13 protein-coding genes are annotated in these 13559 nt (G+C 32.7%); 3 read left to right on the top strand and 10 right to left on the bottom strand.

Going from position 1 to position 13559, the window contains the following annotated elements:
- Positions 1–78: 78 nt before the first annotated feature.
- From VP395_RS12950 to rsgA, 6 genes are all read right to left on the bottom strand, one after another.
- The gene (locus VP395_RS12950) at positions 79–405 is read right to left on the bottom strand and encodes a nucleotide pyrophosphohydrolase (protein ID WP_346242442.1); all 327 of its coding nucleotides are present in this window, start codon (positions 403–405) and stop codon (positions 79–81) included.
- Complete coding sequence (locus tag VP395_RS12955) at positions 405–2402, bottom strand: DUF3857 domain-containing protein (RefSeq protein ID WP_346242443.1); 1998 nt, start codon at positions 2400–2402, stop codon at positions 405–407. The genes VP395_RS12950 and VP395_RS12955 overlap by 1 nt, the downstream gene beginning before the upstream one ends.
- A complete protein-coding gene (locus VP395_RS12960) occupies positions 2403–4316 on the bottom strand; it encodes a DUF3857 domain-containing protein (RefSeq protein ID WP_346242444.1) in 1914 nt (637 codons plus the stop codon).
- A gap of 186 nt (positions 4317–4502) precedes the next feature.
- A complete protein-coding gene (locus tag VP395_RS12965) occupies positions 4503–4844 on the bottom strand; it encodes a metal-dependent hydrolase (RefSeq protein WP_346242445.1) in 342 nt (113 codons plus the stop codon).
- Between the two features lie 70 nt (positions 4845–4914).
- On the bottom strand, positions 4915–5367 hold the full coding sequence (dtd, locus tag VP395_RS12970; RefSeq protein ID WP_346242446.1) for a D-aminoacyl-tRNA deacylase: 453 nt from the start codon (positions 5365–5367) through the stop codon (positions 4915–4917).
- Positions 5364–6314 (bottom strand): ribosome small subunit-dependent GTPase A, encoded by a 951-nt coding sequence (gene rsgA, locus VP395_RS12975; protein ID WP_346242447.1) that lies wholly within the window; start codon positions 6312–6314, stop codon positions 5364–5366. Before rsgA ends, dtd begins: the two co-directional genes overlap by 4 nt.
- 93 nt (positions 6315–6407) lie before the next feature.
- Here rsgA and VP395_RS12980 point away from each other — a divergent pair, with 93 nt between their 5' ends.
- Complete coding sequence (locus VP395_RS12980) at positions 6408–7070, top strand: hypothetical protein (protein ID WP_346242448.1); 663 nt, start codon at positions 6408–6410, stop codon at positions 7068–7070.
- A 61-nt stretch (positions 7071–7131) separates the two neighbouring features.
- On the opposite strand, the gene VP395_RS12985 is transcribed toward VP395_RS12980, so the two are convergent.
- The 4 genes from VP395_RS12985 to VP395_RS13000 all read right to left on the bottom strand — a co-directional run bounded on the left by VP395_RS12985 (position 7132) and on the right by VP395_RS13000 (position 11354).
- Positions 7132–8214 carry a chorismate mutase gene (locus tag VP395_RS12985; RefSeq protein ID WP_346242449.1) on the bottom strand — a complete coding sequence of 361 codons (1083 nt, stop codon included), beginning with the start codon at positions 8212–8214 and terminating at the stop codon, positions 7132–7134.
- A 212-nt stretch (positions 8215–8426) separates the two neighbouring features.
- Positions 8427–9278 (bottom strand): prephenate dehydrogenase, encoded by an 852-nt coding sequence (locus VP395_RS12990; RefSeq protein WP_346242565.1) that lies wholly within the window; start codon positions 9276–9278, stop codon positions 8427–8429.
- Between the two features lie 106 nt (positions 9279–9384).
- The gene (locus tag VP395_RS12995; protein WP_346242450.1) at positions 9385–10530 is read right to left on the bottom strand and encodes a pyridoxal phosphate-dependent aminotransferase; all 1146 of its coding nucleotides are present in this window, start codon (positions 10528–10530) and stop codon (positions 9385–9387) included.
- Complete coding sequence (locus VP395_RS13000; RefSeq protein WP_346242451.1) at positions 10527–11354, bottom strand: prephenate dehydratase; 828 nt, start codon at positions 11352–11354, stop codon at positions 10527–10529. The genes VP395_RS12995 and VP395_RS13000 overlap by 4 nt, the downstream gene beginning before the upstream one ends.
- A gap of 284 nt (positions 11355–11638) precedes the next feature.
- Here VP395_RS13000 and gldA point away from each other — a divergent pair, with 284 nt between their 5' ends.
- Entirely contained in the window at positions 11639–12535 is an 897-nt protein-coding gene (gene gldA, locus VP395_RS13005; RefSeq protein WP_346242452.1) for a gliding motility-associated ABC transporter ATP-binding subunit GldA, read from the top strand.
- Between the two features lie 42 nt (positions 12536–12577).
- The gene (locus VP395_RS13010; RefSeq protein ID WP_346242453.1) at positions 12578–13519 is read left to right on the top strand and encodes a hypothetical protein; all 942 of its coding nucleotides are present in this window, start codon (positions 12578–12580) and stop codon (positions 13517–13519) included.
- Positions 13520–13559 lie beyond the last annotated feature (40 nt).

Here is a 13559-nt window from a genome sequence, read left to right on the forward strand (position 1 = left end):
TTATCTTGAGCGATGACGAAAGACTCGAACTGACATAAAAAACGCTTCTTAAAAGAAGCGTTCAAATATACTTATAATTTATTTTAATTTTTCGTTATTATGATGTCTATCGTGGTCTCGATTGGTTTTTAAATCCAACTTTTTATCAAAAGATGCCTGCAGGTCAATACCCGTTTGGTTTGCTAAACATAACACTACAAAAACCACATCGGCTAATTCCTCGCCAAGATCTTTGTTTTTATCGCTTTCTTTTTCACTTTGTTCTCCGTACCTACGTGCAATAATACGAGCTACCTCACCTACTTCTTCAGTAAGTTGTGCCATATTGGTAAGTTCGTTAAAATAGCGAACCCCATGGTCTTTTATCCATTTATCTACTTCTTGCTGTGCGTTTTTAATGTTCATTATACTTTAGTTAAAACTATTTGTCCTCCTTCCAACTCAATTATTTTGCTAAAATAAGCTTTTAATGCATCATAATATAAAGATGAAATTACTGGTTGATTAATTTCTGCTTCAACAATTAATTGAATGGTACTACCTCTTTCTATTATATTATATTTGTAGCTACCTAAATTATCTGGAAGCCCTAAAGCAAAAGGCTCGGGAATACTTTCAACTTTATAGCCTTCAGGCAAATTTACAGTTACCATGTACCGGTTATTTAAAGGATATCCAAAATCTACTGGAAATTCCCTTTTTTCTAATTTAAATGGGCTTTCTTTTGTTTTTAAAAAGAAAAGTGGAGAAAAATACATTTTATCTCCTATAATATCTGCTTGACTTTCTAAAGTGAACTTAAATGATTCCATAACTGGTTTAGATACATCGGTGTCATTTTTCACTTCAAAGTCTGAAATTTCCATACCACTATATCTGTTTTCAAGCTTTTCTAAAAAATTATCTTTATCTGTGCCTATATAGTCTTCTCTATACTTCATAGCTTGGTATGAGGTTTTTATTGTCCGCACATTCCCATCTAAATTACCAGAGCCACTCAAGTTAACCAACATTGTTGATGAATTCTTGGATATATCTTTTGGATATAAGTTTATAGTTGAAGAACTTTTGTCTTTCCTAATAATTCTACCTTCCCAATTTAAAGTTCTAAGAGGTAAAATATTTGGCTCACCATAGTTACTGGTTGCATCTAAAAGCATGGTGCCCTCTGGTAGTTCTATAGCCGAAATCACATAATTATATCCATCAATTGTTGGGAACAACGGAATCCCATTTTGCCTTGTGCTAACCAAAACAGGATTTGCACTTAACCCTGCATATCGCAACATAGAAGTTAGCATTAAATTTATTTCGGCTACATTACCTTCGTTAATCAAATATGCCCTTTTTACACCTTCATCTGTAAATTTTCCATAATAACCGTTCCACTTTATTTTTGATTTAACATGATTATATATTAATGCCACTTTTTTAATAGGCTCACTTACAGTTGCAATTAAAGCATCTATATCGTCATTATAATATCTGTCTGCATCTAATTCTTTTCCAAAATTAGAACTATCGTAAATTGTTTTAACCACATCCTCCCAAGTAGTTGAAAAATATTTAAGTGGCGAATCGGGAAAATTAGTATATGACAATTCATATTTTATTGCTGAACGGTAATTCTCTATATTATTTACATAAGGCTCATCTTTTAAAGCTGGGATATTAGAAAGCATGAACTTTGTTGTGTTATTTGTATATATTAACTCTGAAGAATAGAATTCGGTTTGAGACATTTGCCCCCTTTCTTTACCTGTAAACCTTATTACGCCTCGTTTTGCTTCATGAATTGGATTCATTGGTATAAAACCTTTAGAAACGGGTTTAAAATTAAAATACTCTGGTACCTCAAACAGTGCTTCTACATTTTTAACAGGAATATCGTGTTGAAACTCAAAATCGTCAACATTCCAATAAAAAGGGGAAACAATTTTATATTTATATTCAATAACCGACCCTTCTTTTATGTTTGGCATCGTGAACTTTGTCTCATTAATGTATTTAGATTTTTCAGTATTAAAAATCCCTTCTTTCTCAAGTTTAGTTTCTTCTTCCTTTCCATTAACCAAGTTGTAGGTGTACCCTTTTAAACTATTTACTTCTTCCTCATCATTATTCTGCTTATGAAGACTTATTTCTTTAGTTGCATAATCAAATCCTTCTTGGCTGTATATCTTAATTCGTTCTTGAATTTCAGTAACCAACGAAAAGCCTTCTTCTTGTCTATATTCCATATAAGTTCTTCTATATTTATATAGATAAGTGGCATTTGCCGAAGAATCTAACGGATTAAATTTTTCTTCTAGTTCTTCTTTTGACACTTTACCAAAACTAAAATTTTGGGCAAACATGCTTGTACAAAAGCATATACTTAATAAAAAGGCTGTAATTTTCATTTATTGTTGGTTTTTAATTAATGCTATTTTTGAATTGTCATATTTATTTACTTCCTTATAAAACTCTCTATAAGTTTCGTAATCTTCTTTTGGATATTCACCATCGTTAATTACCAATTCGCGTTTATAAAATATTGTAGAATCATTTTTAACTATAATTTCAGCCTTATAGCTTCCAAATTTATTTTCTATAACTACATTATCAGGGGACGATTCTATAGCAAAACCTGTTGGTAATTTAATTTCAACTTCATCTACATCTTTAAAACCTCTTTTAATTTTTAGCGGTAATTTTCTATCTCTGTATCGGTCTGGTATATCGGTATTTCTGTTTAAGGCATTTACCGGAAGCAACATTCTATCTCCTACAATTTTAGAGTAGTTGGGTGCAACGAAACTAATGTTTTCAATAAATTCTATAGCTGATTTATCATTATTGAGTTGCATTTTACTAATATTAATTCCATTAATGTATTTCCATCGCTTTTTGTAATAGACATCTAAATCTCTTTCCGTTTCACTTTCATACAAATATTTATCATCATATTGAATCCCTTTGGAGTTTACAGTTGCTTTTACATCAATATCTCCATTATCAGACACACTATAGCTTCCTTTTATTATTTGTAAATTTTCCTCTGTTGTATATTTTTTCGTATGTTGGATACTACCTCCTTCTGGCGTTACAACTAGTACGTCTCTATCATCGGTAAAATCGCCGATAAAACCAAAAGGTGCTTTTTGACTTGTACATTCCAACCAAATAGTTTGACCTTTATTTGGAATGGAAAGAATAGCATGGTTAGCCCGCATAGAAGCAAAATTTTCATCCATACTCCGTTGCGAATTCCCTGCAAAAAGCAAGGTGAAATTAGATTCAATTCCTACAGCTTTTAAAAGAGACATAGTATAATTAGTCAAGGCTTTACAATCACCATAACTGAGTTTATCAACCTCTGAAGCTTTAAAAGGCTTCCACCCACCAATACCTACCTGTACACTTATGTAACGTGTTTTATCTTGAACATATTGATATACTTTTTTTGCTTTTTCTATTTCATTCTCTTCATCTTTTACAAGGTTTTGAATCATATTAATAGTGCTTTCTGGCAAATCACTTGTATCATTCAATAAATCTTGATAAACCCATTTTCCAAAACTCATCCAATTATCTGCAGTCGCCGATACTCCTTCATACACAAATCGATTAGAGGCAAATACCACTGTTGGAAGTATATCAATTAAAGCAGGACTATATTGTTCTGGTTTAATAGCTTCTACATTTTTTACTCTGTAACTTATTTTATTTTGAAGAGACTCCTTGGATAAGTCAAGCCCTTCTAAATTTTTCTCCTTCGTTCTAATAGTGACATCATTTGGGAAACTTATTGTATAAGAGCTATTTTCAACACTTACAAAATAATCATTAACGGGTGTAAACGACTCTATAAATGCTGTATTTTTAGTATTGATTTCACATACAAACTCTATGGTATAGGGATATGAAATAGGTGTATATTCTAAATATTTAACTCTAGAGTCTGAATATAACGTACCCCCATCTACAGCGCTTACATCTTTAAAATCGTTCTTCTTTACTTTTTTAATAACAGCCCCAAATTGGTTAAATACCAAAACTTCTAATGTTTTTATTTTTACGTTGTTATCATAATGCACAAAGGCATCTATGTTACTATTCCCTTCTTTGTTTAATACGGTTATAATTCGTTTTTCGTAAACCGTCATATCATCAACAGCATTAATAGTGATATCTAATTGATTTGAACGAATAATGGCATTGGCATTTTCCTTTAAATTGGCGGGAATTGAAAAACTGACATATAAGTTTTCTTGGGAAGAAACTTGTAATACTGTGAATAAAACAAAATACAAAATAACATGCTTTACCTTCATAAATTGTGTTTAAGTTTGGTTGAATTCTTAAATATAAAATATTAAAAGAATAAATTACATAAGAAAAATCATATTTCGCTGTAATGCCTGTCTTTTAGTTTAAAAACTAAAAATCTCACACACAATATAATAAAACAAGGTAGAACTACATACTTTACTTCACTAAAAATCACTTTAACACCCCATTCAGACAAAAAACTTATCAATGCCTATAGGTGAAACTTTAATATCTCTAAAAGAAAAGAAAAAACGATTGTTATCAAATGGAATAAAAAAACCAACACCTCTACCCCCTGAAGTCATCGCATCTAAAATACCATGCGATAGTGTTGACAAAAGAATGACCAAAAACCAAATAACTTTACACTGTTTCCCTAAAGTGAACATTAAAACAAGCGCCCATAAAAAAGAAAACAGTATAGAATGTGTAAACCCACGATGTCCTAAAGGGTGCAAATACGGAATGCCCAAACGGAAACTTACAACATCAAAATCGGGTAAAATAGATGAAAATACGGCAGCAAGCATTTTATATTGTTCGCACCCATAGCTTTAGTTAAAGTATACCCCACAACACTATGCCCAAAAATGGACGCCATTATTCTTTGTTTTTTGAATCGATTATAATGGTTACAGGGCCATCATTAAGTAGTTCTACTTTCATGTTGGCACCAAATTCTCCGGTTTGTATAGGCTTTCCTAAATCGGTTTCCACTTGTTTTACAAATGCTTCGTAAAGCGGAATGGCAACATTTGGTTTTGCTGCTTTGATGTAACTGGGCCGATTGCCCCTTTTACTTGCAGCGTGTAAAGTGAATTGACTTACGGCAATGACATCGCCATTAATATCTAATAATGATTTATTCATAACACCTTCATTATCTCCAAAAATACGAAGGTTTACTATTTTGTTTGATAACCACTTAATATCTTCTTGGGCATCATCATCAACAATACCTAAAAGTACGAGGAGTCCGTTTGAAATTTCAGCAACTTTCGAATTTTCAATAGTAACACTTGCTTTTAAAACCCGTTGAATTACTACTTTCATTCCTTTTCCCAGTTATCGGTCCGGTAATGCTCATCTTCACCTTCAACAATTTGCAAATAACTACGATAACGTGAAAATGCAATCTCATCCTTATCTAAAGCTTGTTTTACAGCACAATTCGGTTCTTTTATGTGCAAACAGTTATTAAATTTACAGTCTTGCTTTAGTTCGAATATTTCAGGAAAATAATCGCCCACTTCTTCTTTATCCATATCTACCACACCAAAACCTTTAATTCCTGGTGTATCGATAATTTTTCCTCCAAAACCAAGATCAAACATTTCCGCAAAAGTGGTGGTATGTTGTCCTTGCATGTGCAGGGTTGAAATCTCCTTGGTTTTAATATTCAAATCTGGTTCAATCATATTAACAAGTGTTGATTTACCTACACCAGAATGCCCCGAAAACATACTTACTTTATTATGCATTATGGCCTTTACCTTATCAACATTCTTACCTGTTACAGATGAAATACCAATACATTCATACCCTATTTTTCTATACACATGTGCTAAATACCGAACTTCATCTAAAGCCTCTTCGTCATAAGTATCTACCTTATTAAACAGCAATATGGTTTTAATTGAATACGCATTAGCTGTCACTAAAAATCTATCGATAAAACTGGTCAATGTTGGCGGATTATTAATAGTAATCATTAAAAAAACCTGATCGATATTAGAGGCAATAATATGAGTTTGCTTGGATAGATTTACAGATTTCCGAACAATATAATTAGTTCTATCGTGTATATTATGAATAACTCCCACTACCGGAGTGTCATCTGTTTCTAATTCAAAATCCACAAAATCGCCCACCGCAATGGGGTTTGTACTTTTAATGCCTTGCATTCGGAATTTACCTTTTATACGGCATTCGTAAGTATCGCCCAATTCGGTTTTAACGGTGTACCAACTTCCTGTAGATTTATAAACGAGTCCTATCATAATAATTGTTTTCAAAAGTAAAATAAAAAAACAAACTTATATGTGAGAATATATTTATATTTATCATTTTTAAAACCTTAACAAATCAACAACATGAAAAAAATTTTATTATCGTTTTTCCTTTTAACATTTTTTCAAAATGTGGTAGCACAAACCAATTTGTATGAAAACCCAAACTTTGATGAACTAGCCAAAACACACAAAATCATTGCCATTGTACCTTTTAAAACGCAAGTACAGTTACGCCCCAAACAAATGAAAGACATGAGTGCAGAGCAACTTAACCGCGTAGAAAAATCGGAAGGAGAAAGTATTCAAACCGCTATGTATTCTTGGTTTTTAAAGCGAAAAAAGCGTGGAGACTTACAAAATTTAGAAATTCAAGACCCCAGAACAACTACAGCAATGCTAAAAAAACAGACTATTGATTATAACAATATTATGGATTTCACCCCACAAGAATTAGCCAAAATACTTGAAGTTGATGCCGTAATTTCTGGAGAATTCGAAACCAACAAACCCATGTCTGAAGGCGCTTCTGTTGCATTAGGCGTTTTGTTCGGATTTTTTGGGAGCACTAATAGCGCAACAATAAACATGAGTGTTCACAATGCTACTGATGGTATTCTACTTTGGAATTACAACAAAAAAGTAAGTGGCAGTATAGGTAGTAATACTGAAGATTTAATTAATGTTTTAATGAGAAAATCTTCTAGAAGATTGGCTTACACCAAAAACAGTAAAGACAAAGATTAGTCTTTACTAAAGAAATACAAACAAAAACGCCTCACAATTGTGAGGCGTTTTTCAATTTATATTATCCGTTAATTACCTTCTCTTGGTGATTAATCGATTCTTGGTGAATTGCTTTAAACATTTTCAAAATGAACTCTTCACTTAATCCTTGGCTTTCTCCTTCAATAACCATTTTACCTAAAATTTCGTTCCAACGTTTGCTTTGTAAAACAGCAACATTTTTCTGTTTTTTAAGCGCTCCAATACTATCGGCAGCTTTCATACGTTTTCCTAATAATTCGATAATTTGGTTATCAACCACATCAATTTGTGCTCTTAAATTATCTAACTGCTTATTGTAATCTGCCTCCGAATCGCTTTCTTTTCTTATTTTCAAATCTTTCATAATTTGAACTAAGGTTTTTGGAGTTACTTGTTGAGACGCATCACTCCAAGCGTTATCTGGATCGTAATGAGTTTCTATCATTAAACCATCAAAATTCAAATCTAAAGCCGTTTGAGATACATCAAAAATCATATCCCGTTTTCCTGTAATATGCGATGGGTCGTTAATTAAAGGAATATCTGGATATTTATTTTGAAACTCAATAGCCAATTGCCATTCTGGGTTGTTTCTGTACTTCGTTTTTTCATACGTTGAAAACCCTCTATGTATCGCACCAATGTTTTTAACACCTGCTTTGTAAATACGCTCAATACCACCTAACCACAACGCTAAATCTGGATTTACTGGGTTTTTAATAAGTACTGGCTTATCAGTTCCTTCTAAAGCATCTGCAATTTCTTGCATAATGAATGGGCTTACTGTAGAACGTGCACCAATCCATAATAAATCGACATCATGCTCTAAGGCTAACTTTACATGTGCAGCGTTTGCAACTTCGGTACAAATTTTCATACCCGTTTCTGCTTTTACTTTTTGTAACCATTTTAAACCTAAAGCTCCAACACCTTCAAACATTCCTGGACGTGTTCTTGGTTTCCAAATACCTGCTCTAAAATAACTTACATCCGTATTTTTTAGCTCGTGCGCTATTCTTAATACTTGCTCTTCTGTTTCAGCACTACAAGGTCCTGCAATTACCAGTGGATGGCTTAAATTTAAGTCATCTAACCACGTTCTCATTTCTTTTTTGTTTTCCATTTTATTTGATTTACTTTAAATCTACTTGATGTGAAACCCACATGTTTCGAAATAATCTTTTATAATTAATATTTACTCTTTTTACAATTCTTTTGGGCGTTACCCTAAAGGGTCGGGCTTTTCGCTACAAGTCCTCGCTCGTACCTCGCTGTGGGCTTTCCGCTGCAATCCCTAACGCGGAAAAACAGCACGCTTTCAGCTTTATATTCACTTTAAATAATACCGTTTAAAATATCTTTTATATGGTTCGTTTCTTTCATTTCATTAAAAATAGCATCAAAATCATCCCCTTTCATAAGTTCTTTAAAATGAGTTAGGTTTGTGATGTATTCCTCTAAAGTTTCAATAACATTTTGCTTATTCTGTTTAAAAATAGGTGTCCACATCTCCGGTGAACTTTTTGCCAAACGCACAGTTGATGCAAATCCACTACCCGCCATATCAAAAATATCACGTTCATTTTTCTCTTTCTCCATCACCGTTTTCCCCAACATAAACGAACTAATGTGCGATAAATGTGATACGTAGGCAATGTGTTTGTCATGCGCCTCCGGATTCATATAACGAATACGCATGCCAATAGATTTAAACAAATCCAATGCCTTTTCTTGAAGCTTGAAGGTTGTTTTTTCAACTTCACATACAATATTTGTTTTCCCTACAAACAAATCTGGAATAGCTGCACTAGGTCCAGAATGTTCCGTTCCCGCAATGGGATGCATTGCTAAAAAGTTTCTACGTTTTGGGTGATTTTCAACTACCTTGCAAATATCAGCTTTTGTTGAACCTGCATCAACCACTAAACCTGTATCTGAAATTCTATCTAAAATAGAAGGCAGTAATTTTACCGTAGCATCAACAGGAATGGAAATAATTACTAAATCGGCATTTACAATATCATCTAAAGTTGCCTTTTTATCAATTAAATTAAGAGCCAAAGCTTCATTAAGTGTCGTTTCTTTTCTGCTGATACCGTGAATAACCACTTCCGGATATTTCTTTTTAATATCAATAGCAAGACTTCCGCCTATTAAACCAACTCCTATGATGTATATATTTTTCATTTCCTTATCAACCTTCTCCAAACGAGAAAGGTTTTTTATTTTGTCACGAATACACGAATGTATTACTGTTTTGTAATTACTTTTTTTCTGCGACTGCGACTGAAAACTATTTCACTCTTGCAATTGCTTCTTCTAAAACTTCGGTTGAGGCACATAACGAAAAGCGTATGTAGCCTTCACCTTTACTACCAAAAATGGTTCCTGGTGTAATGAATATGTGATTGTTTTTTAATATCAAATCAATATATTCTTCCGATTTTACAAACGCTGGTAACTTGGCCCAAACAAATAAACCGGTTGCATTTTTATCATACGTGCAATTCAGCGCATCTGCCAATTGCCATACTAAATCCCTACGTTGTTTGTACACGCTATTTAGTGCGCTAAACCACATATTGGAACATTTTAATGCTTCCACTGCTCCTTTTTGAATGCCGTAAAACATCCCTGAATCCATATTGCTTTTTACCTTTAGCACATTGTTTATGTGTTTGCTATCGCCAACCACCATACCTACACGCCAACCTGCCATGTTAAAGGTTTTACTTAAAGAATTCAATTCCAAACAAACCTCTTTAGCACCTTCTACCTCCAAAATACTTCTCGGGTTATCGTTTAAAACAAAACTATATGGGTTGTCATTAACAATTAAAATGCTATGCTTTTTTCCAAAAGCCACCAATTCTTCAAATAGAAATTTGCTTGGTTGTGCGCCTGTTGGCATGTGCGGGTAATTCACCCACATCAACTTTACTTTACTTAAATCTAATTTCTCTAAAGCCTTAAAATCGGGCAACCAATTATTGGATTCATCTAATTCATAAAAAACAGATTCCGCACCAACTAATCTCGTAACCGAAGCGTATGTAGGATATCCAGGATTTGGGATTAATACGCCATCACCATCATTCAAATATGCCATAGAAATATGCATAATGCCTTCCTTACTTCCCATTAATGGCAATATCTCTGTTCCTGGACTCAAATGTACTTTAAATTGTTCTTTATAAAATCCAGCTATAGCTTCTCTTAATTCAGGTAAGCCTTGGTAACTTTGGTATTTATGAGCACTTGGATTTGAAAAACCTTCATTTAAAGCATCGACTACTTTTTGTGGCGGTTGCATGTCTGGACTACCAATACCTAAATTTATAATAGGCTTACCACTTGCTATAAGCAAATTCACTTCTCTTAATTTTTTTGAGAAGTAGTATTCTTCAACGGTATTTAATCTGTTTGCTGCCTCAATCATAACTTGGCATTTTTATATTCACCTAAAACTTTAAATCCTTGCGCCATAATCTCTATAATAGATTTTGCCTTTTTAAATTCTGCATAAGTTTCAAAAGTAACATCAACAAAAAACGCATATTTCCAAGGCGTTTCTACAATTGGCAAGGATTGTATTTTGGTTAAATTCAGTTTACAATCGCTCATTACATTTAAAATAGCTGCTAAACTACCTCGCTTATGGTCTGCTTCAAACCTAACCGACGCTTTATTTATTTGATTTTCTGGTATTTCAGAATTCAAACGTTTTACAATAACAAAACGCGTTTCGTTATGTTTTATGGTCTGAATACTATGTGCTAAAATATCCAATTCAAAAATTTCGGCTGCTTTAACACTTGCAATCGCGCCAACACCTTTAAGTTGGTTTTCTTGTATACGTTGGGCAACCTCGGCAGTATCTTTATCTTCAACCAATTTAATGTGTGGATGCAATTTAAAAAACTCCATACACTGCAATAACGCCATAGGGTGCGAATACACCTCTTTTATTTCCTTAATATTTTGATTGGGCAATGCCATTAAATTGTGCTGAATATCTAAATAATGTTCACCAACAATGTGCAATCCAAATTTGTTTATTAAAGCATAATTAGGAATGATAGACCCTGCTATAGAGTTTTCTAAGGCCATAATAGCCGCATCACATTCTTTAGTAATTAAAGAGTCGACTACTTGGTCGAATGTTAAACATTCTATAGCATCAACAGGCTTATCAAAATATTGCTGCGACACAATATGATGAAAAGATCCTTTTACGCCCTGTATGGCCACTGTTTTTATCATATACAAAAAAAAGTCCCGATTTTCATCGAGACTTAGTATTAAAATTTATGTTTATAAATTACACATACAACGTCTCGTTTTTTCTGCTAAAGAAAAAATAAAAACCGCTAAAATATGTATAACCTACTGTTGTCTTCATAATTATGCGGCTAAAGTAGTTAATATTTCAAGAAATAAAAACAGGTTAAAACCTTTTTTTCATATTTATTAAAAGTTTTAAATATTTTACAGCAAAACATACATTACATTAGATAATCATTATTTTTGAATAAATAATTTTAAATATGTCCATACAGGTAGAAGGTGTTTCGAAACTTTACGGAAACCAAAAAGCGTTAAACAACATCTCTTTTAAAGTTGAAAAGCCTGAAATTGTTGGTTTTTTAGGACCGAATGGTGCTGGAAAATCTACAATGATGAAAATTTTAACCACTTACCTAGGTTCTAGTGAAGGTATCGCTACCGTAAACGGGTTTAATGTAAATACAGATAAGCAACAAGTACAACAAAGTGTTGGCTATTTACCCGAGCACAACCCTCTTTATTTAGACATGTATATTAAGGAGTATTTGTCTTTTAATGCTAGCGTTTATAAAATCAGCAAAGAACGTATTGAAGAAGTTATAGAACTTACTGGGTTAACGCCCGAAGCCCATAAAAAAATTGGGCAACTATCAAAAGGATACCGCCAACGTGTTGGACTTGCTAATGCACTTTTGCACAACCCCGATGTTTTAATTTTAGATGAACCTACTACTGGTTTGGATCCAAACCAGTTGATTGAAATTAGAAACTTAATTAAATCTATTGGAAAAACTAAAACAGTGTTTCTTTCTACACATATTATGCAAGAGGTTGAAGCGATGTGCGACCGTGTTATCATCATCAATAAAGGTGAAATTGTAGCCGATAAAAAACTTAAAGACTTACACGAAAACAAAGATCAAGTTGTTATTGTTGAGTTTGATTATCGTGTTGAAGATGCTTTTTTATTAAAGTTACCAAAAGTTAAAACGGTAGTTAATACGCACGATTTTGTTTATGAAATCACTTTTTCAACTTCTGAAGATATGCGTTCGCATGTATTTGACTTTGCACATGACAATAAATTAAAGATTTTGCAACTCAATCAAAAAAATGCGAGTTTAGAATCGCTTTTTAGGGAGTTGACTTCGAAGTAGTGCTAATTTTAGTTATATCGCTGATAATGCCAAACATTTGAAATGAGATACAAGCTACTTATATTATTCAGTATATATCTTCTTAACGCCTGCAAAAATCAAGATAAAGAAAAAACTTTTCGCGAAGTTCAGGTTACTTCTGAAAATCCAAATGCAGAGAAAAAACCAGAACAACTAATGCCTGACTGCGAAAAATATTGGAAGAATAGATTTAAAAATGACAGCCTAAAAACTACGTATATTGATGAAGTAATATCTAAAAACAAACTAACCATCAATAACTTGATTTTTTTGAATGCATTAAAATCTGAAAAACAAAATGATTTTGCGTTCAAACAAGTTCTTTCTCCAATCTTTAGGCTTTCAAATACCGAGATTGGGATATTGACTTTTCCCAAGTACAAGCATATTGACAACAAGCTTATTCCTATCTCAAAGGAAATGGACTTAATCAAAAAGTTTGATACAATAACGGAAAATACAATGGAACATTTTGGTGAAATTAAGTTTTACCCTATGCTTCTAAATTCTATACTTAATACAAGAGCGAAACCTGTAACATACTACTATACAACAAACAAAGTTGGCTCAACCAAAATAATGGAACTAGGTGCTTATATTGACGAATGTTTAGAATATTTTGAATACTCAATTGACACAACAACTATTTCTAAAAACGATAAATTACTATTTAGCAGCCCGTTTTTTATTGATTTAGTTTTTGAAAATAACCCCAAAGTAGATTTACTTTTACAGAATGACTATAAAGAAGAATGTTTTGATTGCCTAACCAGTTTAAATCTACAAAAATCATTTGCTAAAATTAAAGGAATTGACAACTTATATTTTGTTTATGCAGATTCCTTTCCTATTAACAATGAATTAGACACACCATCTAGAGCATTGATCTTAATTAATGAAAACAATGAACCTATATATCTATGGTATGATGAAATTGATTTATTTGGTTGCAGTTGCATGTAAATAATAAGATTTACAAAATTACAGTGAGCAATTACTTATG

It is taken from the genome of Mariniflexile soesokkakense (assembly GCF_039650365.1).
GTDB classification, from domain to species: domain Bacteria; phylum Bacteroidota; class Bacteroidia; order Flavobacteriales; family Flavobacteriaceae; genus Mariniflexile; species Mariniflexile soesokkakense.

Bases quoted from the DNA above. Each gene is read 5' to 3' on its own strand.
- VP395_RS12950 (WP_346242442.1), bottom strand. From the start codon at position 405: ATGAACATTAAAAACGCACAGCAAGAAGTAGATAAATGGATAAAAGAC.
- VP395_RS12955 (WP_346242443.1), bottom strand. From the start codon at position 2,402: ATGAAAATTACAGCCTTTTTATTAAGTATATGCTTTTGTACAAGCATG.
- VP395_RS12960 (WP_346242444.1), bottom strand. From the start codon at position 4,316: ATGAAGGTAAAGCATGTTATTTTGTATTTTGTTTTATTCACAGTATTA.
- VP395_RS12965 (WP_346242445.1), bottom strand. From the start codon at position 4,844: ATGCTTGCTGCCGTATTTTCATCTATTTTACCCGATTTTGATGTTGTA.
- dtd (WP_346242446.1), bottom strand. From the start codon at position 5,367: ATGAAAGTAGTAATTCAACGGGTTTTAAAAGCAAGTGTTACTATTGAA.
- rsgA (WP_346242447.1), bottom strand. From the start codon at position 6,314: ATGATAGGACTCGTTTATAAATCTACAGGAAGTTGGTACACCGTTAAA.
- VP395_RS12980 (WP_346242448.1), top strand. From the start codon at position 6,408: ATGAAAAAAATTTTATTATCGTTTTTCCTTTTAACATTTTTTCAAAAT.
- VP395_RS12985 (WP_346242449.1), bottom strand. From the start codon at position 8,214: ATGGAAAACAAAAAAGAAATGAGAACGTGGTTAGATGACTTAAATTTA.
- VP395_RS12990 (WP_346242565.1), bottom strand. From the start codon at position 9,278: ATGAAAAATATATACATCATAGGAGTTGGTTTAATAGGCGGAAGTCTT.
- VP395_RS12995 (WP_346242450.1), bottom strand. From the start codon at position 10,530: ATGATTGAGGCAGCAAACAGATTAAATACCGTTGAAGAATACTACTTC.
- VP395_RS13000 (WP_346242451.1), bottom strand. From the start codon at position 11,354: ATGATAAAAACAGTGGCCATACAGGGCGTAAAAGGATCTTTTCATCAT.
- gldA (WP_346242452.1), top strand. From the start codon at position 11,639: ATGTCCATACAGGTAGAAGGTGTTTCGAAACTTTACGGAAACCAAAAA.
- VP395_RS13010 (WP_346242453.1), top strand. From the start codon at position 12,578: ATGAGATACAAGCTACTTATATTATTCAGTATATATCTTCTTAACGCC.